Origin of the sequence: Virgibacillus senegalensis (assembly GCF_000821245.2) — a bacterium.
Classification (GTDB): Bacteria; Bacillota; Bacilli; order Bacillales; family Amphibacillaceae; genus Sediminibacillus; species Sediminibacillus senegalensis.
Genome location: NZ_LN611423.1, coordinates 185,652 through 208,348 on the forward strand (window position 1 = coordinate 185,652; position 22,697 = coordinate 208,348).

Sequence of the window (22,697 nt, forward strand, 5' to 3'; positions counted from 1 at the left end):
AAAAATGGTCAATAAAAATCGAACAATTCATCAATGAATGTTTTTAATGTTCGTGTTTTGCTGGAACAGCTTCGAAAATGATTGTTCGATCCACAGGCTGATAGCTGGTTTCTCCATTTTCGGACACCTCCGCAAAAATCGGTTCCTCCGTCCGCCTGATCGGTCTATAACCTTCCTTGGCAATCCGTTCCAGACACTGATCGATGGTTTCCCCATCCTGCAATTCAAATTTCCGTTTACTGCTGTTCGTTTTGCTCGATGGATTCCTGTTGTTCCTGCTGTTCTTCTTTCTTGGCACTTTTGATCCGTCCCCTCCTTACTTGTTTCACCCAAAATCCGCCGTAAATTTGCTTTGGTTCATAGGCGATAATGAAAGCCTTCGAGTCAATCAGGCGGATCGTTTCGTAAAGCTGCAGCTCGTATTTACGCGGGGTCAAAATTTGCATGGCGAGCCGATCACCATCCATTCCGTAAGCGTACCAGCTGGTTACACCATATCCTTTGTCACGCAGCTGTTTGGTAAATTCTATTTCCGGATCAGAAGAGATGACGTTTACGGTTATATAACCGAGGGCAAGCTTTTCTTCAATCATCGAGCCGACGACAACCCCGATTCCGAATCCAAGCGCATAGGCGATAATATTTTCAATTTGATCCAGGTTATCAAGAACAAGGCCGAGCCCTAATACATAAATGGTGATTTCAAACATACTGACAAGAGCAGCTATATATCTTCTTCCCTTCAAGGTCAGAATCATACGGATTGTGGAAAAAGAGACATAAATAATATTGATAACCAAAATGACGGATACCATGATGATCGCATTATCTAGCATGCAATACCCCCTGACTATTACTTAAAAGCCCGGCTCCTATTTTCCGGGACATTCACCTATCTTTGTTTCATGCATACAATATATCGCATTTTAATTGGCCAAAACAACTAAAAGGGGGAAACGCTGTGGATCCATTTAAAAGCATGGGCGAATGGAAGCGGAACATGGATAACTTTTTCGGCGATCACTTCTGGAATGAATTCGAAGGGGTATTGAAACCGCCTCTGCCACAAATCAATCTTTATCAGAAGGAAAAAGAAATTGTCTGCATAGCAAGTCTTCCAGGAGTGAAAAATTTAAAAAATCTCGATATCTTTGTCAACCACGCTACATTGGAAATCAGAGGAAGCATTGATATGAAGGAAGCGGAAGGGCAGGTCGTCCGCGAGGAAATCCTCCATGGCAGCTTTGAACGAAAAATCGATTTACCGTTCCCCGTTCGTCGGGAGAAAGTGGATGCCTCCTACAATCGCGGACTGCTTGTAATCCGTCTGCATCGGCTGATGAAAGATGACAAAAAGCAAACGAGGCTCGAAATCGTCGACATGGAAGATGCATGATTCCCCCTGAGCATAAAGGCATCCTATTATCTACCCTACATTAGTGCTTGGTTTTAAATTCAAAGATTGCTTCGCTCTCCAAGAGGATCATCTCCATGGAAATATAAACCGTGCGATGAGTTGCCGCCAAAGTGTCCCATACCCCAAGGAGTGCCGCATTTTTCCGCACGGGGGTCTGCATCCGCGATACGAATCCGTTAACAACATTTTCCTCAATAAAAAAGCATTACCCGCTACGGGCAATGCTTTTCTTCTTAGCTTAAGAAAATAAAATACAAGATGAAGATCACGAACAATAGATACATAATCGGATTGATTTCCTTTGCTTTGCCTTTCACCAGCATCGTAATTGGATAAAAGACAAAACCGATGGCAATCCCGGTGGCGATGCTGTAGGTCAACGGCATCATGATGATCGTAAGGAATGCCGGAACAGCAATTTCAAAGCTGCCCCATTCAATGTCTCTCAAGGTGGAGCACATCAGAACACCAACGATAATCAAAGCCGGCGCAGTCACGGATGATGTTACAATACTCAACAGTGGAGAGAAGAAAAGAGCGAGTAAGAAAAAGGCTGCTGTTACTACAGAAGTGAAACCTGTCTTCCCTCCAGCACTTACCCCGGTTGTCGACTCCACATAAGAAGTGGTTGTCGACGTACCAAGTGTTGCACCTACGACCGTTGCTGCTGAGTCAGAGAACAGCGCTTTGCCTGCACGCGGCAGCTTGTTGTCTTTCATAATACCTGCTTTGGTCGCTACCGCTACCAAGGTTCCAGCCGTATCGAAAAAGTCTACGAACAAAAACGTCAAGATGACAACAAGCATCTGAATCGTGAAGATATCACCAAAATGTGCGAAGGCTTGTCCAAAGGTCGGTGCCAGGCTTGGGGCAGGACCAACAATATCGCTGGCACTTGACGGCGGGTCGATCAATCCGACGACCATCCCAGCAATCGCAGTGATGATCATTCCATAAAACACGCCGCCTTTCACATTCGCAGCGAGTAAAATCACCGTTGCAACCACTCCGAAGATGGCCAGAAGCGTATTCGGATCGGTCAAGTCACCAAGAGCTACCATTGTATCAGGGTCCCCGATAACAATACCTGAATTTTGAAAGCCAATAAAAGCGATGAACAAGCCAATACCGGCTCCAACCGCCATTTTCAGGTTGGCCGGAATTGCATTGATGATTCGTTCACGCAGCCCTGTAAGTGTCAATACGATAAAAATCAGACCGGATGCAAGTACACCAGCCAAAGCGGTTTCCCATGGAATACCATAGCCAAGGATGACCGTATAAGCAAAGAACGCATTTAAACCCATCCCAGGAGCGAGGGCGATTGGATACTTGGCTAGCAAGCCCATGATCAAGGTACCGACAGCTGCCGCCAGCGCTGTCGCGGTAAATACTGCTCCCTGGTCGATTCTTGTCACGCCTTCGGGTAGTTCATCGACACCTACCAATGCCAATGTGGCAGGATTGACAAACAAAATGTAAGCCATTGCCAAAAAAGTGGTCAACCCTGCAGTGAATTCTGTCCGGTAATTGGTGCCAAACTCTTCAAACTGAAAATATTTTTTCATTCTCTATTCCTCCCCATGACCGTCGAAGGTCTTCCCTTTCCTATAACCTAAAACAAATAAGTGCTACCTCAACAAAAAAGCGCTCCTGGTCTAAACCAAGAGCGCTACCGGATCCACGTACGGGAATCGACAAAATGATTCTATGTCATTCACCAGCGTAGTCAGACCATTTACGGTAGTCCGGTAGAAACTCATGGGCCTTATCCCCAAAATTATACGACGGTTTGTTTCGTATCCTATTTAATTTCATTTCACATTACTTATCATACTAACGTCCTATGCATTCGTCAAGCATTTTTACGAATATTTTCTTATAAAAAACAAAAAATGTTCGTGTCTTATGAATGTTATTCCCACTCTATCGTTGCTGGCGGCTTGCTGGTCACGTCATAAACAACCCGGTTGATATGGTCGACTTCATTCACGATCCGAGTAGAAATCTTTTCGAGTACATCCCATGGAATTCTTGCCCAGTCCGATGTCATTCCATCAATCGAGGTAACCGCACGGATACCGATTGTATAGTCATAGGTTCTGGCATCGCCCATGACACCTACACTTCGGATGTCCGGAAGCACTGTGAAGTACTGCCAAATATCCCTCTCCAAACCGGCCCGTTTCACTTCTTCGCGTAGAATCGCATCCGATTCCCGGACAATTTCGATTTTCTCTTCCGTGACTTCTCCAAGCACCCGAATGCCTAGTCCAGGCCCCGGGAAAGGCTGGCGCCAGACAATTTCTTCCGGCACACCAAGCTCAATACCCAATTCTCTTACTTCATCTTTGAACAGTGTGTTCAGTGGCTCGAGCAGCTCGAACTGCATGTTTTCCGGGAGTCCGCCTACATTGTGGTGAGATTTGATCGTTTGGGCTGTTTCGGTGCCGCTCTCGACGATATCCGTGTACAGCGTTCCCTGCGCAAGGTAATCAATTTCCTTCAGCTTTTCTGCCTCATCATCGAACACATAGATAAACTCGTTGCCGATAATTTTCCGTTTTTGTTCGGGATCGGATACACCGCGCAGCTTTTCTAAAAACCGTTCCTTGGCATCTACACGGATGATATTCATGTGAAAGTCGTCGCGGAAGGTTTCCATCACCATGTCGCCTTCATTTTTACGAAGCAGTCCGTGGTCTACAAATATACAGGTAAGCTGATCGCCGATCGCTTTATGGATCAAGGCTGCGACTACAGATGAATCCACCCCGCCGCTAAGGGCACAAAGAACCTTCTTATCGCCGACTTTGGCGCGAATTTTTTCTACTTCCTGTTCGACGAAGTTTTCCATCGTCCAGTCGCCGCTTGCCTGGCAAACATCAAAAACGAACTGTTTTAACAGATTGTTGCCGTATTCTGTGTTCCTTACTTCCGGATGGAATTGAACACCATACAGTTGCTTATCGGTATTGCTGATAGCCGCAACCGGAGTGGAATAACTGGTGGCATCGATGGAGAAGCCTTCGGCGGGCTCGATAACTTTATCACCGTGGCTCATCCAAACCGTTTGCTTAGCCGGAGTACCGTTAAACAATACCGGACTGCGCTGCAGATCAATATCCGCCTTGCCGTACTCTCTGTCTTTTGCTCTTTCGACATGGCCACCGTAATGATGGGTCATCAACTGCATGCCATAACAGATACCCAGAATCGGAATTCCCAATTCGAATATTTCCTTATCACAGCGGAAACTGTTTTCGTCATAGACACTATGTGGTCCACCTGAAAGGATGATTCCTTTCGGGTTCAAACGCTTGATCGTTTCAGCCGTTAAACGATGGGAATGCAACTCACTATAAACACCGAATTCTCTTATTCTTCTGGTGATTAATTGATTGTATTGACTGCCAAAATCAAGGACTAAAATCATTTCATTGTTTTCCAATCCATCCATCTCCTTAGCTTTGCAAATTGGTTGTCTCATTTTCCTGTCGTGCAGCCGCCGGTGTTATCTTCCGGAATCGGCAGTATCTTTATCCATAAAAAATAGATTTCCGCCTTCCTATCTCCAGGAAGGCAGAAATCTATACGACGACACAGCTTGGCACAGCTGTTGATTTCCACCTCCATAGTCAGAGCGTTTACGGTGCTCCGGTAGAGACTCTCGAACCATATTATCGAGGATATATGAAGTGTTTGTTTACTTTGTTTTCCAGCCCTGAAAAGCCAAGGCTCCGTTTGAATTGTTACTATTCTATCAGCGCTGCAGCAAGCTGGTCAAGACAATGCGCGTTTAATTAAGTTTTCCCACAATTCAGTGATTTTCCTCCACTGTATCGAATCTGTTTCCTTTCGGTAAAGCATCCGTTCATATTGATGTGTAAGCCGGAGCATATCCTGTGACCCAAAGCGTCTATCAACCTGAATAGCGTATTCTCTTAACGTTTGGCCATCCTGCCGTCCCATGCCTTTATGGCTCAATAATTTCAACAGGAACAAATAAGCTTCCTGGTACACCTGCTGGTTTGGCTTGTGATGAAATTTTCTGCTCATCCATACCGCCATCCAACGGTAACGCATGATAAAGGCCAACAAACCTGCAGCAACTACGATAAGGGCTGCACCAACGGCTGTCCAACTCCAGTTGTCGGACAGATTTGCATTGTTATTGCTGGCCGGAGTCGTTTCTTCCTCTTCTGCTCCGACTTCCTGTTGGTTGCCGGGACGCTCCTGTTCTTCCTGTTCAGCAGCTTCATCTGTATCCGTACTGTCCTCCTGCTGGCTGACATCCCGATAAAAATCTACCGGGTTGCTAAAGCCCTGCGTCGGTTCAAACGGTACCCAGCCTACTTCCGGAAAATAAACCTCCACCCACGAATGCGCATTGGAGTTGGTTACTTTATACGTATTCAGCCCCTCTATACTATCCTCAGGTGAAGCTGCCAGCTCCCCTCCGGTGAAACCCTTCACCCAGCGTGCCGGAATACCGAGCGTCCGGAGCATGACCGTCATCGAGGTCGAATAGTTATCACAGTATCCCGCCTGTGTCTCGAATAAAAATTGATCGACATAGTCCTGATTACGGCCTGGTACCGCGACATCCTCTGTTTGGTAGACATAACCGTTTCGGTTGAAGTACTGTTCGACAGCCTTTACCTGCTCATATCTCGTCTCCTCGTCTGAAACGATTTGGCTGGCAAGATTGCCCACCCTATTCGGCAGATCATCTGGAAGCTGGAGATAGCTTTCCTTGATTTCCTCCGGATCCTCTCCGTCGATTTCATTCAGCTGGTCGATTGAAAAGGACGGGTTGTCATAGGAAATCTGATACTGATCGACGATCCCCTGCTGTTCAGGAGCTTCCACGGCAATCGAACCGAATTTGTCGTCGACTAAATAATTTACCTCTTCCTCTCCATTCACCTGCTTGATTCCATACGGGTAGACAAGTTTGGAGAAAAATGCATTGGATTGAAAGGTAACCATGCCTTCAAGCGGCTCGGTATCAACAGAACGTTCGAATGTACTCAAATCCACCGAACCGTCGCTGGTCAAGTTATATTCCGGTTCCCCTGATCGCTCCCAGCCCTTTCCTGTGTAGATGTCCTTTGTTTCAATTCGCCAATAATGCTTTTCCTCGACTTGAGCCTGAAAGACAAGTGTATCGTCCTGAACAAAGGAACCGCCGAGTCGGGAGTCGTCCTCCCCATAACCGACTTTCTGTACACCGCCGATACCTCCTTCTCCGAAACCGGCATCAGGTGATGTGCTTGTTAAATACGGGACAGGATCAGGCCATTGAGGATCAAGCTTCGGAGCCGCAAAACCGACAACACCGGAAAATAAAATCACGGCAACGAGAGGCAGCACCCAGGCGGAAACGCGTTTTAAACCAGTGAAGGTCATTGCTTCCCTGCCCAATTCTTTATAAAAATTGGAGATGCCGAGTGCAATAAGCGACACGGTAAATGCACGAACAATGGCCATATCCGCTTCATAGGTGGTGAATGTATCAAGCACCGTCAAGTAAATGAAGGTCAGCAGCACAAATAGAAATATCCTTTTCGAAATCACAAACCAGTAATACATCAAATAGCTCATCAGCCATAGTAAAACCAAAAACAACAGACTACGGAACAGCGGAGTGATTTCGATCCAATTCTGGCTGGCAATCATTTCGACATTGTATTGCATATGCAGGTAAAGTAAATAAAACCAACCTTTTGTGAACATCGTTTCGGAAATAAACAAACCATCAAGCACGAACAGTAAACCGCCAAATTTCAACAATATCGACAGCCACCACTTCATATCCAGAACCGATATAACAAAACAGAATCCGGTATAAATCACAAAGGCCGACATACTTCCTGTATCGGTCAACGTCTCTAACGGACGGAGCCATTCCCAAAGCAGCAAGAATCCACACAAATAAATGATCATCCGAAAAACAAGCTGGCGTTTATTGCTTGAAGACATTGGCATCAGCTGCTCACCTCAAGCTTCTGCTGTACCAGTAGTTCTTCCGTCAGCACATTGACCGACACGCCACTGGCAGATAATTGATGAATCATTCTGTTATCTTCCCCCGTTACTGTTGAAGATGATTTAATCAAAAAGACAACGATCTTTTTACTTTTTCGTTTTAACCGCTCCAATGCTTTAAGGGTGGCCTGATCCAGCTGATTGGTGACAACCATGGCGACAACTCCCTGCGGAATATTGCGGATTTCCTGTTCAAGCAGCCGGGAAAACGATACATTAACTCCCGGCTGAATCCGGGACAAATAATTTTGGTTTAAAACATTTTTAGCAGGATTTTCTTGGAACGGGAAGAACACCCGCTCCTCGCCAAGGCCGATGAAGGTCAGCTGAGAGGTTTTCCGCTGTAAGGATTCCAGTAAGGAAGCAGTCACTTCGACACTGCCTTCAAAAGCGAGCGGATGTTGATCTGAAAAGGCGACTGCATCCAGGATCAGCACGATGTTCGAGCTCTTTTCCTGTTCGAATTCCTTCGTCATGACTGTGTTTTTTCTTGCAGTCGTTTTCCAATCGATCCAGGAAAAACGGTCACCCGGCATATATTCTCTTACGCCAGTGACAACGTTGGTGTTTTTAGCAGTGACATTATAAGAAGCAGACTCACCCTCTTCAAAACTATTCACTTTTTCCCGGAAGATCATTTCGCGCTCGGAGGGAACAACCAAAAGATAACTCGTAGTCGGATAGACATATTCCTTCTTGACAAAGCCGAAGAAATCCCCGGTTTTTACCCGAAAAGCCCGGAGTTGATGCTCCCCGCGCGGGAGGTTATCTAAGGTATAACGGTACGACCATTTCCGCTTGAACCAGGGAAAGGAAACTCGTTTCTCCACTCTGCGTTTTGTCAGCGCACCCTTTTGATTCATATGCTGGAACTTCAGCCGGCTCGTGTCCTCTTTTTGCAGGCTGACTGGAAAATATTCTTCTACAATGCAGTAATAAAGCGGAAAAGCGAAGCGTCGTTCCAGTTCCACTTCGACGGAAATGTTTCCAGAGGCCTGAACGATATGATTGGACAAGCGGCGTGTCACGTTCCAATTGGAAATCGGATAAATTAGCAATAAAAACATATGGACAATGATCGGAAGAAAGCTGTAAAACAAAAACCAACTGACAAAGCCACCCTGGAACATGGCATAAGCAAAAAACACGCCCAATAACAGGAATACGAAGAAAAATTTTAAGCCCATTGAAACCGAGCGTTTCATTAACTATATTCCTTTCGGACAGGAATTGATGCATTGTCGAGCAGCTCTTCGATAATCATCTCTGCAGTCGTTCCTTCATACTTAGCCTCTGAGGTCAAAATGATTCGATGGGCCAACACGAATGGCGCCAAGTACTTTACATCATCCGGCAGGACATAATCGCGGTCGTGGATATAAGCATAAGCTTTGGCTGCTTTCATCAACGCAATCGATCCGCGGGGACTGACCCCCAAATAGGCAGCCCGATGTTCCCGTGTGCCGGTGACGATATCGATGATATATCGCTGGACGTTCTGGTCCATATATACATCCTTCACTTCTGCTTGGATGGTGATTAATTCTTCTTTGCTGAGCACTGCTTCGATTTCGTGGATGGGATGCGTTTTCGAGGTCTTTTCCAACATTTGCAGTTCTTCCTGGGCGGTCGGATAACCCATTTTCAGTTTGAGCAGAAATCGGTCAAGCTGCGCTTCCGGCAATGGATATGTCCCCTCGTACTCGATCGGATTTTGGGTGGCCATGACAAAGAACGGTTTTTTCAGCTCAATCGTATTGCCATCAACCGTCACACTGTTTTCTTCCATGCCTTCCAGCAGAGCTGACTGGGTTTTCGGCGATGTACGATTGATTTCATCTGCAAGGACGACATTGCCGAGAATGGGGCCGCCACGAAATTCAAACTCCAATTCCTTTGGGTTGTATATCGAAACTCCAGTTACATCGGATGGAAGCAAATCCGGTGTAAACTGGATTCTTTTAAAATCGCAATCTAGCGATTTAGCCAGAGTACGGACAAGCATGGTTTTTCCTACTCCCGGAACATCCTCGAGAAGGACATGTCCATCGGCCAATAATGCAACGAGACTTAACGTCGCTGGCTCATCTTTTCCTACAATCACTTTGTTAATGTTTCTTAGGACTTTACTGATCTTGGAGTTGTACAAAAAAGCGTGCTGCTGGGTCATAAAGATACATACTCCTTCCAATTTTTTTATGTGCAGGTCGTACACATAATTTCCCTATTATAACTATACTACATTCGTACTAGAGCCGTCCAAGCTGCAACAGGAAGAAAAACAGGAAATAAACGGATTTTTCGGAAAAGTCATTCGCTGGGATCCATATTTTTGTCCAGTAAGAAGGGTATCTGCCTATTTCCTTTCCGGATAAGCTCATTTTGGGTATTGGCACAATAGAATATTGGTGAATACAAAAAAAGAAGGTGATTGACTTTGATCCATGAAGATGAGATGAGACAATATCCTCCATTCGGCTATTCAGGGGCAGGCAATTATCCAGGATACGGCCAGGGCGGCTATCCTGGCTACGGTGGTGGTTATCCAGGGCATGGCTACACTCCACATCACGGCGGCCAACCATGGCACCACCATCACGGACCACACCATGGTTATCCTCATTGGAATTATCCAGGTCACCATTACCCTGGGCATGGTTACCCGGGACATGGTTTCCCTGGTCAGGGTGGTTATCCAGGGCATGGAGGAGGATTCCCAGGCCACGGTTACAGCCCATATAGCCAATACGATTACGACGACTTCGACTAACCCTAAATAACGGGGAGGAATCAGAAGAGATAGAAAAACCGGGGACTGACCCCCACCTCATTAGCGCGCTAAAGTGGTAGATCGTTGGGGGTCAGTCCCCACAAACACAAAAAACACCCTGAAGGGCGGCTCCGTTGGGGAGTGTGCTTTCAGGGTGTTTTCCTATCTATAGGGTTTCTAGAAAAGGTTCTGGGCTTGTGGCGTGTTGCCTTTTCCTTGGCCGGTAATACCGGACATCATTGGCATCGACTGTTGGATTGTTTTACCCAGCCCTTGTCCTTTCGTCATGCTGTAATAAGCTGCGGCACCGATTCCTACTGAGGCAATCAGCGGAATCCACATACCTCGTTGCTTGTCCATGAGCTGTTCACCCCCTAGATGGTCGTTCCTTGTTACTTTTCCTCAGAGTGGCCCTTTTGATACAAGGAAGTATCAAGGCAAAGTTGCCATTTTGTGGGCCGTATTGTCCATAATAAGATTAGCCATCAAGGGGAAGCTAAGCCCGTACTGCTTTCCTTTATTTTACCCAATAGGCACTGTTTATTCCTTATCCGGGTAAAACAACACTTTTGCAGCTTTCTCCTCACGATTAACGAGCTTTTTAAACATATCTGGCCCCTCTTCCAGCTGTATCCGGTGCGAAATCATCGGTTCGACTTGGATCGCGCCACTGCTCATATAGTGGATGGTTGACGTCCATTCTTTCCCGGGAAATGGAGCAGACAAAGCATTCCAGGAGCCGAGCACGCGCAATTCATTACGAACGATCTTTTCGAAATAAAACCGTTCTACCTCGATATCAGCATAAGGAATCCCCAAATAGACGACCTCTCCTCCTTTTCGCGGCAGTGCCAGGACATGGGCTGAAGTAACAGGTGATCCGGCCGACTCTACTGCAAGATCGACACCCTGTCCGTTTGTGTGTTCCAGGATTTGCTGGTCGACGGGGCTATCCATTGGGTTTATGGTCACATCTGCACCAAGCTGGCGGGCGATCTCCAATTGTTCTTCATCTACATCGATGGCATAAACCTTTTTGGCACCAAAAATTTTCGCCCACTGAATCGCCAGCAAGCCAATATTGCCCGCTCCCATTACCGCCACTTCGGCGCCGGGGTGTACACTCGTTCGGTAAAACCCATGCGCCACCACGGATGAGGGTTCAACTAGGGCAGCTGTATCGTAATCAACGTTATCCGGCAGGCGCATGTCATGCTCAGCAGGAAGCTTGACATATTCGGCATAGGCTCCCGGATGCCTGGCGCCAATCATAGTCAATTGTTCACAGCGGGAAGGTTTACCGCTACAACAGGATTCACATTCCCCACATGTATAGGCCGGGCACGCCGTAACCCTGTCACCCGTTTTAAAACCTGTAACAGCACTTCCCGTCTCTACAATTTCTCCTGAAAATTCATGCCCGAACGTCATCCCTTTTACATATGGACCGAGCTTTTTATATCGAGAAAGATCTGAACCGCAAATACCTGCCGCTCTTACCTTTATAATAACTTCATTGTCGTGTTCCAAAACAAGTTCAGGAGATAGCTCAAAGCGGAGATCCTTCACTCCGTAAAGGTTGAGTGCTTTCATCCTTCTCATCCTTTCTATCCTTCACCGCACGGTTGTTTTCATTCGTTTGTTTATTGCGGAAAAATAACTGATAAACCGCTGCCCCGACAATCAACGTGTTAAAAACGCTTTGATACTGAAAATAAAAGGAACTGATCATCCGGAAATTGCCGAGCATTAAATCCAAAAAGCTATCAACCATTTTCCCACTCCTTCACTGATTTTTACTGCCCTTCAGCTTCTTTCAACCGACCGGTTTAAGCAGCACTTTGATGGCTTCGCCGCTTTTTATTGCCTCATAAGCCTTACCCCATTCCGTAATCGGAAATTCATGGGTGACAAGCGACGTAGAATTCACTTTTCCTTCGTTCATAAGAGCAAGACTTGGTTCCCAGTCCGCATGCTTTTGGCTTCTCGTTCCTACTACCTGGATCTCCTTTTGAATGATTTTCTCCAGGTCAAAGGCAACTACCGCCTCCGGAAACAAGCCGACTTGGACATATTGCCCTTTCTTTCGAAGTAAATCCAGTCCTTGTTTTGCCGCCGGAACGGCGCCGGAGCATTCCATTACCACATCTGCCCCATAGCCGTCCGTTAAGCGGTTGATCAATTGTTTCAGGTCCTCATGCTGAATATTGACGACATGATCAATCCCGATTTCTTTCGCCTTTTCTAAACGGACCTGATCCTGATCCAATCCGGTAATGATGACCACAGCTCCACGGCTTTTGGCAACCTGGGCAGTCAAAAGCCCAATCGGTCCCGGGCCGAGAACGACAACAAGATCGCCTGGATGAATGGCTGTTTTTTCTACCGCGTGATACGTACAGGCCAACGGCTCCGTCATGGCAGCTGCACGGAAATCAACGTTTTTCGGTAGGTGGTGGACACTTTCTTTACGGGCAATCAAATATTCGGCAAAGCCCCCATCCTGTTGGGTACCGAGCCCCTTCCGATTTGCGCATAGGTTATAATCCCCGGTTTGGCAGTATGCACACTCTCCGCAAATCTCGTAAGTCGTTTCAGAGGTGACACGGTCACCGACCTTGAATTCACTTACGTTCTCTCCTACTTCCGTGACGACTCCGGAAAATTCATGCCCCAGCGTCACTGGGACAGCGACGCGATAGTTGCCCTCATACGTATGAATATCGGAACCGCAGATACCGGCATATTTGACTTGAATCTTCACTTGATCTTTTCCTGGTGCAGGTTCTGGACGATCCTGAATCTCCAAATGGCCGAAACCGGGGTCTGTTTTGACTAATGATTTCATCCGAAAGTCGCTCCTTCCATTCGCTTAATTGAATAAGGAGAAAAATCTCCATATAATCCAGTTGATTAAATTTCCGCCTTGATCGATGCTGGAAATCCTCGCCGAATTTTCCGCAATATCCATTTCTAAATCGGCATTTGCTCCCATTTGGGTGAACACGGGTGCGATGTCTGTCGCCATATAAAGCGAGAGTGCAATCATGATGGTCCCGACGATGACGGAATGAATAATATTGCCTCTTGCGGCACCAACAATAAATGCGACAATAAACGGGATCGTAGCCAAGTCTCCAAAAGGAAGCAATGCGTTCCCAGGCAAAATGACTGCTAGAATGACGGTTACCGGAACGAGAATTAAAGCTGTCGCAATGACGGACGGATGGCCGAGCAATACGGCAGCATCGAGGCCGATATTGATTTCGCGGTTCCCGAAATGTTTATTAAGCCATTCACGTGCCGACTCCGAAACAGGCATCAATCCTTCCATCAAAATTTTGACCATTCTTGGCATTAGCACCATGACTGCCGCCATCGCCATGCCGATGTCAATGATGTCACCGACTCCATAGCCCGCGAGAGCACCTATGATTGCCCCTAACGCCAGCCCGATAAAAATGGACTCTCCAAAAATCCCGAATCGTTTTTGGATCGTATCTGGATCAGCGTTCAGATTTTTGATAACTGGCATTTTTTGCAGCAATTTCACGAGCCAGATACCAGGCGCATAGGAAACGGTACTTCCCGTGGCTATCGCCACACCGGGCAAACCGTAAAAGTCTTTAACCATCGGCGCTGTCCAATCGGCAATTTTCAAGGTTGCAATTTGGAAAATAACCGCTGCAATAAGGCCTTGAATAATACTGCCGGAAATAGAATATACGACCGCTCCCATAAAGGTATAATGCCAGAAGTTCCAGATGTCGACGTTCATGATTTTAGTGGTTTTGGTTAAAAGCATGATGACATTGACTACTAATCCAATCGGAATGATAAATGCTGCTACAACCGAGGCCCAGGCAATGGATGAGGTTGCCGGCCAACCGACATCGATTACATTCAGCTCGACTCCGAGCCGTTCCACCATCCCCTGGGCGGCTGGCCCAAGGTTGTTAACAAGCAGGTCGACAACCAGGAAAATACCGACAAACGCTACACCGATGGTCAAGCCGGAACGGAACGCTTTTCCGGGCTTTTGACCAAATACCAAACCCAATATAAAAATGGCTACCGGTAAAATGACCGTCGCTCCTAAATCCAAAAAACCTTGTATAAAATCAACAAAACCTTGCACAATCATCCCCCCTATTTTTAACTTCCTGCCACACATTTTGTGAAGAATATCACAAGTGCACTTTCATCCATCCCAAGTCCAATATGTCTCCCGGTTTTTCGTCTTATTTAAGCAGTGCTTCCAATATTTGCTTTTTGGTGTCTTCCACTCCGATTCCAGTCAAGAAGGACCGGGCCGTAATAACAGGAAAAGGATAGTCCTTTTGAATCGTCGCTGTCGTTACGAGAACATCCGCTGTATCTGCATAGCTGTTTACCTCTGCGATTTTAATTTGTTTAATATCCAAATCAAGCTGATGCTCTTTTGCCATTTCCTCTATTGCATTGTTCACGATTGTTGATGTTGCGATTCCAGCACCACAGGCTACTAGTACTTGTTTTTTTGCCATGTTACTTCTCCTCCTTCATGAATTACATCCAATTCTTTTTTGATAAGCTGGACGATTTTCGTTTTGTCCTGCTCTTGAGCGATCTTCTTCAACATGCTGTTATGTTGAAAAATTTGCATCAAACGTTGTAACAAATAAAGCTGAGAATGCGCTTCATCCATCGCCAGCATGAATACCACCTTGACTGGCGTGGTTTCCTCCGGGTCCCCCATGACTCCGAACTCCACTTCGTCTTTTAAAACTCCGATACAGATTGACTTCTGCTTAACATGTTCGATATCGGTATGGGGAATGGCTACAGACAGACTGCTGGTCGGCAGCCCTGTCGAGAATGCTTCTTCCCTGGCAATTACCGCCTCGACAAAGCTCTTCCGGACCAATCCAAGCTCCTGTAATTTCTCCCCCATTCTGGTTAATACGTCTTTGTAGCTTTCTGCTCCCAGATCTAAAAGTACATTGTCTTCTTCAAAATAGAAGTCATTCATGTCTTCACCTCGCTACCTTGTTGTGAATAATAAGTGTCGGTATATTGCTTAATAACGGCATAAACGGCGTCACGGGAATCTGCTTTCATCACTTGTCTGCGTCCTTTTTCTGACCTGGCCAGTTCCATCAACTGGATCAACGCTTTTAAATGCTTCTTTTTATCAACAGCTGCAATTACCACAATGATCTGAATCGAGTAATCCTTGGTGAAGGACACTCCCTGTTCCAAACGCAGCAGGCTCATTCCGACTTCCCGCACGCCCTGGTCAGGTGCAGCATGGGGAATGGCCATGTTTGGCGCAATCACAATATAAGGGTCTTTTTCCGGTTCCAGCATTGCCTCCACGTATTCATCTGTGATCGCCCCGTCCTCCAGCAATGGACCGCTTGCAATCCGGACTGCTTCTTCCCAAGAACCTGCCGATGGTTGCATCGTTATCCGTTCCGGGGTCAATAGCTCCGCCAAGGTCCAATCATCCTTATCCGGATCGTTGCGTTTAATCGCTTCAGTCGGATCGCGATGGATATAATGATATAGGGCAGAAGCTAACTGTCGCTCATTTCGGATGTCGGCGTAGTCTGAAATGACTATTAGCAATTCGTCGACGTTGATTTCCGATGGCACCACACCGCTTAACTCCAACATCACTTGTTTTTTGAGCCGTTCCTTTTCGTCTTGTTCCATAATCGGACTGGCGATGAACAGCTTCTTGTTCGTATTTATCGGAACCGAGGAAAATACGATATCGTAATCCAAGGGATAGTCTTGATATTCCCGCATCGACAGGGTATCGAGAAAAATGAAATCAGGAAATAAGTCACGCAGCTCGCTGTACATCATTCTGGATACCGATACACCTTTCGGGCAAACAACGATCGCTTTCCACTTTTGCTGGATATCGTCGCCCTGCCTGGTCATCCACCCGCCGATTAACAAGGTCAGATAACTCGTTTCACTTTCCGGAATCGGCAATCCGATCAATTCTTCCAATGGCCCAGTCGACTGCTTTACTAAGTGATGGAGTTGCTGAAGCTGTTTGTTCTGTTTATGTGGATTGTCTGTCATTTCTGTCAACTGATATTTGATCCGATAATAAGCAGGTTTGACATGCAAAAGGAGTTTGTTGAGCAGCTGATTCTTATCCTGCAACGTAATGCAAGCACGCTTTTCAAATAACCGCAGCATTTGCTTAAGCGCGTCCATCAGATTCGGTATCGTTTCTTCCGTCAAAAAACCCGACCAATAAACATTGGTAGATAGGAGAAACAGCGTGATAAACAGGCGCTCTTCCATCGGAATTTGCTCCATATCGGATAAAATTCTTTCCGTCGCATGGTATTGCTTGGTATCGGACAGTTCTTCATATTTGATGTAAAAGGAATTGATCACATATCCTTTCTTGATTCTACTGATGACCAACGAAAGGATATACGGCATTGTGGTCAATTTTTCATCAGTGAATTTCAATCCGAGCTCTTTTTCCACTTCACTAATTCTTTCTGTCAGTACGTGAATATCACTTTCTTTAATACCGGTGATGCTTTGAAAATGTGTTTTGCCATTCACCATTTCGAGTGTTTTGTTTGTGATATACGTCAATAAGCGCCGGACTTGAAACTCATTTCCTTGCAGAAGGTAGCCCATTTTCCGTGAATAGCGCACGGTAAGATCAAATTTCCCGACTAGCTCCTCCACCAGCTTCAAATCCTGCAGAATCGTGTTTTTGCTGACATAAAATTCACTTGTAAAATGGTAAAGGGACAGATCTTCGTTACTAATCAGCATCAACGCTATCAAATACACGCGCTGCTTTTCCGATAAAATGGCCGCCGCGTCCTCGATAGCTTCGGCATCCCGATTGAAATAAAAATATACTTCCTGGCCGATTAAAAACTTGCCTTGCCGGGTCCTTTCGATGACGGGCAGTTTGTTCTCTTTCAGCCTGCTGTTGATTTTGCTAAGACTGTAGCCAAGCTGGCGTCGCGATAAATTGTACTTCTTTTCCAGCTGTTTACTGGTTGTTCCAGGATAATTCAGTATCTCTTTTAAGATTCGATCACTGCGATCGTCCAAACTGCATCACCCCCTCTTGCTGATTTCATTGTAGCACGGAGAAAAACGTCGTTGTATACGCTTTCAGTCCAGATTGATGAACAACGATTGTGCAGTGTTGTGATTTACTTATCCAGATACTGCTTTGTGCCGTGTTGCCGGGATAAAAGCGCAAGCGCCTCACCACCAGCCGAAGCTGACCAGTCTTTCTGGGAAAGGACAACTCAGTCGTGTAAAAAAATGACCATGTCCATCCCATTGTTAAAACATCCAATACGCAAAAATAGCCATTAAAAAACCATTCTGTTGACTGTTTGTCTGCCGTCAACAGAATGGTCTTTCTATCGTTTGAACTGTTATTTTGCTATGTCGACCCACTTATAATTGTCGGCGCTGACCTGGTAGGTGATCAAGTCCTTCACATAGTCTTTTTGCAGGTAGGCACTGCCTTTCTGGTACAACGGGACGAGTACTGCGCTGTCCTCTATCAGCATTCTCTCCGCCTTCAGCAAACCATCCCAACGCTCCTGCGGCTTGTCGGCCAAATCGGATTTCGCTCCCAGGACAAGTCTGTCGTACTCTTCATCGGAATAGCCAGTGTGGTTCCCCGGACTATCGGTAATGAACAGGTTCAAATAAGTAAGCGGGTCTTGGTAGTCACCGTTCCAGCCGGTCAATATAAGTTCATACTCTTGATTGACGTTCGCTGAAATACTTGCCTTCGGCGGCACGCTTTTGACGTTCAGCGTCAAGCCGGGAAGGTTCGACTCCAGTTGATACTTCAAGTTTTCGGCAAATTGCTTGGACGTTCCGGAATCAGAAGTGGTCAGCGTAAATTCCAGCTCTTGTTTTCCTAATTCCTCCAAGCCCAGCTGCCACTGCTCCTTAGCCTGATCTGCGTCATATTCGACCAAGTCACCATTTTCTTCACGGAAATCTTCTCCGGTCTCCGGATTTTCCGCCAGACCCTTCGGCACGTTGCCATTCACGACAATCGAGCCATTATTAAGGATCGTATCGACCATTTCCTGCTTATCCACTGCCATGTTGATCGCTTTGCGGATATGCAAATTGGCCAAGTCCGTCGTTTCCCCATCCTTCCCCTGATTCATTTTCAGGTACGAGGTCGCACCGGTCAAAAAAGTATGATATTCTTCATTATCTTGATACTCATTGACATAATCGCCGGTCAGTTCGATCCGATCCAGCTGGTCCTTTTTGTAAAGGTTGACAGCTGTGGACGTGTCTTTCACGACATTCATTTCAATTCTATCTACATTCACGGCTTGTTTGTCCCAATACTCCTCATTCTTTTCGAAGGTCCAGGATGAATCGGTACCCTGCCAATCTTCCAGGACGAACGGACCGTTGAACAACATATGCTCCGAATCCCTTGCATACTCTTCTCCTTGTTCCTCAACGAATGCTGCCGGCTGCGGAAAGAAAATAGCCGTAGTCAACAATTCCTTGAAGAAAGGAACCGGATTTTCCAGCGTCACTTTTAAGGTATACTGATCAAGGGCTTCGACTCCAAGCTCATCTGCCGGTTTGTCACCGGTTAAAATTTCGGAAGCATTGGCGACAATCTCCTCAAACTGCGGCCCATATGCAGCTGCCGTGTCCGGGTCGACAGCCTTCTTCCAGGCATACTCAAAATCCTCGGCAGTAACCAGCGAACCGTCCGACCATTTCGCATCTTTCCGGATCTTGAAGGTGTAAACTTTACCATCTTCACTTACTTCCGGCTCTGCTGCTGCCAAGGCCAGCTCCGGATTCCCTTCCTTATCGAGACGATATAATCCTTCAAATACTTGATTGATCATGTTGAAGCTGAAATCGTTGTCTGCCATCGTCGGGTCCAATCCAGGAATTTCTCCAGGAACGCTAAGCCGAAGAACTTTTTCTTCCTCTCCGTCCGTATTTCCATCGTTTGTCCCGCTGCTTTCGCTATTACTGCAGGCAGCGAGTAGCAATGCCAATGCTATGATTGGCAAAAACTTTCTTATGTATCCCAATTGCTTTTCCCCCTATTCTTTGCTGTAACGCTTTTCATTATATAGAGGAGTGTGGGGAAAAAACAACCGGGACCGTTCCATTACAGCGACAATCCAATCAACGAAACGCTCGGATTTGTCCAATCTTATTACCTTTAAAGTAACTTTCCTATTTCTCTACTAATTTTTCTCTTAAATCATCTAACATAAGGTTCGCCGCCATCACTCCTCCAGCGGTATTCCAAATTGTATCACTTACTTCGTAAGCATTCCCGGCTTGAACTGCGTCCAGTTTGTTCCATAAAGGATCATTAATCCACTTGTCCGCAGCCTCTTGTCCATCGCCTTCTTTTTCATAAGTGAAATAAAAAATTACGTCCCCATCCATTTCCTCGATTCTTTCTTTGGTGACTCCTTTTGCAGCAAAGTCATCAACATCCTGTGGTGCCGGACGCGCCAGTCCAATTTCGTCTAGAATGATGCCGGAGAAAGAGTCCTTATGGTACACACGTACATCTTCAGGCATAAACCGGACCATGGATACTTTGGTATCAAGTTTGTCTCCCAAATCTTCTTTCAACGCTTCCACCCGATTATTGTATTCATCCAGGACTTCCTGTCCCTTTTCCTGTTTATTCACGGCTTCTGCAATCAATTTGAAGTTCACCTTCCAATCTCCCCGAAGTGTTTCCTCGAAAACGGTAGGTGCAATAGCACTTAATGCCTCATAATGCTCTTCTTGTCTCATCTTGTTACCAATAATCAAATCTGGCTGTAACGCTGCAATCGCTTCTAAATTAATATCACTTTCGGTACCAACTACTTCTACTCCGTCCATTTGAGCGGAGATATGGTCATACCAGGGATCTCCTGTCCACGATTTAACCGCTCCAACAGGAGTAATTCCCATGGATAACAATGCTTCTGTACCATGGTTCGTTAATACGACAACACGCTTGGGTGTCTCGTTTAGCGTCGTAGTCCCCATTGCGTGGTCGATTGTATAGCTTTCACTTGCTTCCTTGCTCTCTCCGGCCGTTTCCTGTGCGTCTGATTGATCGTCCGCAGAACCACAAGCCGTTAACACGAAAACAAACGTAATGAATAGAAGCATGAATGGAAAAATTCTTTTTAACATGTGAAAACATCCTCCTATGTAATTTAATTGATAATGATTATCATTCACATTAAAGGATAATTAGAGAAAAATCAATCAAATTTCCGTTATTTTTAAAATTAAATGAAAATGATTCTCATAGTCATTGACATGGATTCTCAATTAAAATAGACTAACAACCATATAAGAATGTTTCGGAATGAGCCATAGAAAGGTAATTAACTATGATCAAAAATAACGCCATGAAGCTAACAGGACTGCTGATCGGTTCGTTTATCGTCTTCAGTTTATTATGGGCTAGTATCATTCTGGGGTTAACCAATATCACACCGGAGATGGTGCTCGATTCCTTTTTCCAATTTGATGGTTCGAAGGAACATATCATCATTCAAGATACAAGGGTTCCACGGTCTCTCATTGCCGCATCAATCGGAGCAAGTCTGGCAATAGCAGGAGCAATTATGCAAGGATTAACCAATAATCCTTTAGCATCTCCCAGTTTATTCGGGGTTAATGCAGGAGCAAGTTTTGTGGTTGTACTGGGAATTAGTTTTTTTGGCGTTTCCTCTTTGGATGCCTTAACTTGGCTTGCCTTTACAGGTGCTGCGGTCTCCGCAATCATCGTATATGTAATCGGGTCTGTAGGGCGTGAAGGATTGACCCCCATCAAAATCACCTTGGCAGGTGCAGCGATGGCTGCTTTACTCTCGTCTTTGACACAAGGGATGCTTACCTTGAATGAGCAGGCATTAGACCAAGTTCTTTTTTGGCTAGCCGGATCGATTCAAGGCAGGGATTTGGAAATTTTGCTCAGCGTACTGCCTTACATCGTGATTGGATGGGCCGCCTCTTTCCTTATCGGCAGGCATATCAACGTGCTTGCGATGGGAGAAGACATGGCAAAAGGGCTCGGACAGAAAACGTTGTTGGTTAAAATTTGGGGCGGTGTGATTATCGTTTTTTTGGCTGGAGGAGCTGTTGCGGTCACTGGCCCGATTGGTTTTATCGGCATTGTCATCCCTCATATAGCAAGATGGATGGTGGGAATCGATTATCGTTGGATCCTTCCTTACAGCGGATTACTTGGAGCAATGCTGCTACTGCTTGCAGATATTAGCGCCCGATATGTGATTATGCCTGCCGAGCTTCCGGTTGGTGTGATGACTGCATTGATCGGGGTTCCCTTCTTCATCTATATTGCCAGAAGGGGGGTCAACGAATGAAAAAAAATACCCCCATTCGATTAGGAAAGATATCCTTTCTGATTAACCTTCATTCGTTTGCCATCTTAATTGGCTTGTCATTTCTATTAATCATGCTGATGATCATTAGTCTTGGCATTGGGCAGATGCTGATTTCTCCTTGGGATGTAGTAAAAGCAATCGGTCGTGCAAGCAATGAAATGAATAACTTAGTTGTTCTGTCATTCAGGATGCCCCGAATCCTTTTAGCTGTTTTGGCCGGAGCAGCACTGGCCATGTCGGGCGCGATTTTACAAGGCATTATCCGCAACCCGCTGGCATCGCCTGATATTATTGGAATTTCCGGCGGGGCTGCCGCTACTACTGTAGCGTTTCTAGCGCTATTCAGCGACCGAAGCAGTACGCTCACACTGAGCATTCACTGGTTACCGCTCGCATCTTTTACAGGTGCTATTGCGATGGGCTTCCTAGTTTACTTTTTAGCCAGGAAAAACGGCGGGATTTCGCCGATACGCCTCGTCCTTATCGGAGTTGGAGTCTCAGCTGCAGTTCAAGCGATCACCACCATGATGATGCTTCTAGGTCCGATATATACGGCCTCCCGAGCGAATATATGGTTGACGGGAAGCGTGAATGGGGCTAATTGGAGTCAAATTATCACTATCGCACCATGGGTGTTCGTTTTGACCATAATTTTGTTTGGCTATGCGAGAAGACTGAACATCCAGGAGTTAGGGGAAGAATTGGTGGTAAATGCAGGCGGACTCGTTCAAAAAGACCGTTTCATATTACTGCTTTTAAGTACAGCACTTGCCGGCGGTGCGGTGGCATTTGCCGGAGGAATAGGTTTTGTCGGTTTGATGGCCCCACATATCGCAAGGCGGTTGGTCGGCGCAAATTATGGAGCGCTTTTACCCGTCTCAGCCTTGATCGGAAGTATGATTGTCCTTGTTGCCGATTTGATTGCCCGGACTGCTTTTGCACCACTTGAGGTGCCGGCAGGGGTATTCACTTCTGCAATCGGAGCGCCTTACTTTATTTACTTACTGTTCAGAAGCAGAAACAAGTAATTACATTCGGA

21 protein-coding genes and 2 riboswitches are annotated in these 22,697 nt (G+C 46.0%); of the genes, 4 read left to right on the plus strand and 17 right to left on the minus strand.

Features of this window, described 5'->3' with window-relative positions; translation table 11 throughout:
- Positions 1 to 43: 43 nt before the first annotated feature.
- Together BN1067_RS02320 and BN1067_RS02325 are read right to left on the minus strand one after the other, a co-directional pair.
- On the minus strand, positions 44 to 298 hold the full coding sequence (locus BN1067_RS02320; RefSeq protein ID WP_053217318.1) for an NETI motif-containing protein: 255 nt from the start codon (positions 296 to 298) through the stop codon (positions 44 to 46).
- A complete protein-coding gene (locus BN1067_RS02325) occupies positions 237 to 836 on the minus strand; it encodes a DUF2179 domain-containing protein (protein ID WP_053217319.1) in 600 nt (199 codons plus the stop codon). The genes BN1067_RS02320 and BN1067_RS02325 overlap by 62 nt, the downstream gene beginning before the upstream one ends.
- A 125-nt stretch (positions 837 to 961) precedes the next feature.
- Here BN1067_RS02325 and BN1067_RS02330 point away from each other — a divergent pair, with 125 nt between their 5' ends.
- The gene (locus BN1067_RS02330) at positions 962 to 1,396 is read left to right on the plus strand and encodes an Hsp20/alpha crystallin family protein (RefSeq protein WP_053217320.1); all 435 of its coding nucleotides are present in this window, start codon (positions 962 to 964) and stop codon (positions 1,394 to 1,396) included.
- A gap of 254 nt (positions 1,397 to 1,650) precedes the next feature.
- Here BN1067_RS02330 and BN1067_RS02335 read toward each other — a convergent pair whose 3' ends face one another.
- The 5 genes from BN1067_RS02335 to BN1067_RS02355 all read right to left on the minus strand — a co-directional run bounded on the left by BN1067_RS02335 (position 1,651) and on the right by BN1067_RS02355 (position 9,638).
- Positions 1,651 to 2,985 (minus strand): NCS2 family permease, encoded by a 1,335-nt coding sequence (locus BN1067_RS02335; RefSeq protein ID WP_053217321.1) that lies wholly within the window; start codon positions 2,983 to 2,985, stop codon positions 1,651 to 1,653.
- Positions 2,986 to 3,123: 138 nt separating this feature from the next.
- Positions 3,124 to 3,225, minus strand: a riboswitch (purine riboswitch).
- A gap of 107 nt (positions 3,226 to 3,332) precedes the next feature.
- Positions 3,333 to 4,853: a glutamine-hydrolyzing GMP synthase gene (gene guaA / locus BN1067_RS02340; protein WP_407701346.1), complete on the minus strand. Its 1,521-nt coding sequence runs from the start codon at positions 4,851 to 4,853 to the stop codon at positions 3,333 to 3,335.
- A 179-nt stretch (positions 4,854 to 5,032) separates the two neighbouring features.
- A riboswitch (purine riboswitch) is annotated at positions 5,033 to 5,134 on the minus strand.
- Between the two features lie 66 nt (positions 5,135 to 5,200).
- On the minus strand, positions 5,201 to 7,408 hold the full coding sequence (locus BN1067_RS02345; protein ID WP_053217323.1) for a transglutaminase TgpA family protein: 2,208 nt from the start codon (positions 7,406 to 7,408) through the stop codon (positions 5,201 to 5,203).
- Positions 7,408 to 8,673 (minus strand): DUF58 domain-containing protein, encoded by a 1,266-nt coding sequence (locus BN1067_RS02350; RefSeq protein WP_053217324.1) that lies wholly within the window; start codon positions 8,671 to 8,673, stop codon positions 7,408 to 7,410. The genes BN1067_RS02345 and BN1067_RS02350 overlap by 1 nt, the downstream gene beginning before the upstream one ends.
- Complete coding sequence (locus BN1067_RS02355) at positions 8,673 to 9,638, minus strand: AAA family ATPase (protein ID WP_053217325.1); 966 nt, start codon at positions 9,636 to 9,638, stop codon at positions 8,673 to 8,675. The genes BN1067_RS02350 and BN1067_RS02355 overlap by 1 nt, the downstream gene beginning before the upstream one ends.
- 382 nt (positions 9,639 to 10,020) lie before the next feature.
- Between BN1067_RS02355 and BN1067_RS02360 the strand changes: the two genes are divergently transcribed.
- On the plus strand, positions 10,021 to 10,248 hold the full coding sequence (locus BN1067_RS02360) for a hypothetical protein (protein ID WP_053217326.1): 228 nt from the start codon (positions 10,021 to 10,023) through the stop codon (positions 10,246 to 10,248).
- 167 nt (positions 10,249 to 10,415) lie between these two features.
- On the opposite strand, the gene BN1067_RS02365 is transcribed toward BN1067_RS02360, so the two are convergent.
- The 10 genes from BN1067_RS02365 to BN1067_RS02410 form a co-directional block, all read right to left on the minus strand.
- The gene (locus BN1067_RS02365; protein ID WP_053217327.1) at positions 10,416 to 10,598 is read right to left on the minus strand and encodes a hypothetical protein; all 183 of its coding nucleotides are present in this window, start codon (positions 10,596 to 10,598) and stop codon (positions 10,416 to 10,418) included.
- Between the two features lie 180 nt (positions 10,599 to 10,778).
- Positions 10,779 to 11,831, minus strand: a complete 1,053-nt coding sequence (locus BN1067_RS02370) for a galactitol-1-phosphate 5-dehydrogenase (protein ID WP_053217328.1) — start codon at positions 11,829 to 11,831, stop codon at positions 10,779 to 10,781.
- Positions 11,788 to 12,012 carry a hypothetical protein gene (locus BN1067_RS02375; protein WP_053217329.1) on the minus strand — a complete coding sequence of 75 codons (225 nt, stop codon included), beginning with the start codon at positions 12,010 to 12,012 and terminating at the stop codon, positions 11,788 to 11,790. Before BN1067_RS02375 ends, BN1067_RS02370 begins: the two co-directional genes overlap by 44 nt.
- A gap of 42 nt (positions 12,013 to 12,054) precedes the next feature.
- Positions 12,055 to 13,086: a zinc-binding dehydrogenase gene (locus BN1067_RS02380; protein ID WP_053217330.1), complete on the minus strand. Its 1,032-nt coding sequence runs from the start codon at positions 13,084 to 13,086 to the stop codon at positions 12,055 to 12,057.
- A gap of 24 nt (positions 13,087 to 13,110) precedes the next feature.
- Complete coding sequence (locus BN1067_RS02385; protein WP_053217331.1) at positions 13,111 to 14,376, minus strand: galactitol-specific PTS transporter subunit IIC; 1,266 nt, start codon at positions 14,374 to 14,376, stop codon at positions 13,111 to 13,113.
- A 103-nt stretch (positions 14,377 to 14,479) separates the two neighbouring features.
- A complete protein-coding gene (locus BN1067_RS02390; RefSeq protein ID WP_053217332.1) occupies positions 14,480 to 14,764 on the minus strand; it encodes a PTS sugar transporter subunit IIB in 285 nt (94 codons plus the stop codon).
- A complete protein-coding gene (locus tag BN1067_RS02395; protein WP_053217333.1) occupies positions 14,743 to 15,249 on the minus strand; it encodes a PTS sugar transporter subunit IIA in 507 nt (168 codons plus the stop codon). Before BN1067_RS02395 ends, BN1067_RS02390 begins: the two co-directional genes overlap by 22 nt.
- On the minus strand, positions 15,246 to 17,324 hold the full coding sequence (locus BN1067_RS02400) for a BglG family transcription antiterminator (protein ID WP_053217334.1): 2,079 nt from the start codon (positions 17,322 to 17,324) through the stop codon (positions 15,246 to 15,248). Before BN1067_RS02400 ends, BN1067_RS02395 begins: the two co-directional genes overlap by 4 nt.
- A 335-nt stretch (positions 17,325 to 17,659) precedes the next feature.
- Positions 17,660 to 19,318, minus strand: a complete 1,659-nt coding sequence (locus BN1067_RS02405) for a peptide ABC transporter substrate-binding protein (RefSeq protein WP_053217335.1) — start codon at positions 19,316 to 19,318, stop codon at positions 17,660 to 17,662.
- Positions 19,319 to 19,466: 148 nt separating this feature from the next.
- A complete protein-coding gene (locus tag BN1067_RS02410; protein WP_053217336.1) occupies positions 19,467 to 20,435 on the minus strand; it encodes an ABC transporter substrate-binding protein in 969 nt (322 codons plus the stop codon).
- Positions 20,436 to 20,638: 203 nt separating this feature from the next.
- On the opposite strand from BN1067_RS02410, the gene BN1067_RS02415 reads away from it, so the two are divergent.
- Positions 20,639 to 21,637, plus strand: a complete 999-nt coding sequence (locus BN1067_RS02415; protein WP_053217337.1) for a FecCD family ABC transporter permease — start codon at positions 20,639 to 20,641, stop codon at positions 21,635 to 21,637.
- Positions 21,634 to 22,686 (plus strand): FecCD family ABC transporter permease, encoded by a 1,053-nt coding sequence (locus BN1067_RS02420; protein WP_053217338.1) that lies wholly within the window; start codon positions 21,634 to 21,636, stop codon positions 22,684 to 22,686. The genes BN1067_RS02415 and BN1067_RS02420 overlap by 4 nt, the downstream gene beginning before the upstream one ends.
- Positions 22,687 to 22,697: the final 11 nt, after the last annotated feature.

Coding starts and splice junctions, on each gene's coding strand:
- BN1067_RS02325 (WP_053217319.1), bottom strand. CDS start 836: ATGCTAGATAATGCGATCATCATGGTATCCGTCATTTTGGTTATCAAT.
- BN1067_RS02335 (WP_053217321.1), bottom strand. CDS start 2,985: ATGAAAAAATATTTTCAGTTTGAAGAGTTTGGCACCAATTACCGGACA.
- guaA (WP_407701346.1), bottom strand. CDS start 4,853: ATGATTTTAGTCCTTGATTTTGGCAGTCAATACAATCAATTAATCACC.
- BN1067_RS02345 (WP_053217323.1), bottom strand. CDS start 7,408: ATGCCAATGTCTTCAAGCAATAAACGCCAGCTTGTTTTTCGGATGATC.
- BN1067_RS02350 (WP_053217324.1), bottom strand. CDS start 8,673: ATGAAACGCTCGGTTTCAATGGGCTTAAAATTTTTCTTCGTATTCCTG.
- BN1067_RS02355 (WP_053217325.1), bottom strand. CDS start 9,638: ATGACCCAGCAGCACGCTTTTTTGTACAACTCCAAGATCAGTAAAGTC.
- BN1067_RS02360 (WP_053217326.1), top strand. CDS start 10,021: ATGGCTACACTCCACATCACGGCGGCCAACCATGGCACCACCATCACG.
- BN1067_RS02365 (WP_053217327.1), bottom strand. CDS start 10,598: ATGGACAAGCAACGAGGTATGTGGATTCCGCTGATTGCCTCAGTAGGA.
- BN1067_RS02370 (WP_053217328.1), bottom strand. CDS start 11,831: ATGAAAGCACTCAACCTTTACGGAGTGAAGGATCTCCGCTTTGAGCTA.
- BN1067_RS02375 (WP_053217329.1), bottom strand. CDS start 12,012: ATGGTTGATAGCTTTTTGGATTTAATGCTCGGCAATTTCCGGATGATC.
- BN1067_RS02380 (WP_053217330.1), bottom strand. CDS start 13,086: ATGAAATCATTAGTCAAAACAGACCCCGGTTTCGGCCATTTGGAGATT.
- BN1067_RS02390 (WP_053217332.1), bottom strand. CDS start 14,764: ATGGCAAAAAAACAAGTACTAGTAGCCTGTGGTGCTGGAATCGCAACA.
- BN1067_RS02395 (WP_053217333.1), bottom strand. CDS start 15,249: ATGAATGACTTCTATTTTGAAGAAGACAATGTACTTTTAGATCTGGGA.
- BN1067_RS02410 (WP_053217336.1), bottom strand. CDS start 20,435: ATGTTAAAAAGAATTTTTCCATTCATGCTTCTATTCATTACGTTTGTT.
- BN1067_RS02415 (WP_053217337.1), top strand. CDS start 20,639: ATGATCAAAAATAACGCCATGAAGCTAACAGGACTGCTGATCGGTTCG.
- BN1067_RS02420 (WP_053217338.1), top strand. CDS start 21,634: ATGAAAAAAAATACCCCCATTCGATTAGGAAAGATATCCTTTCTGATT.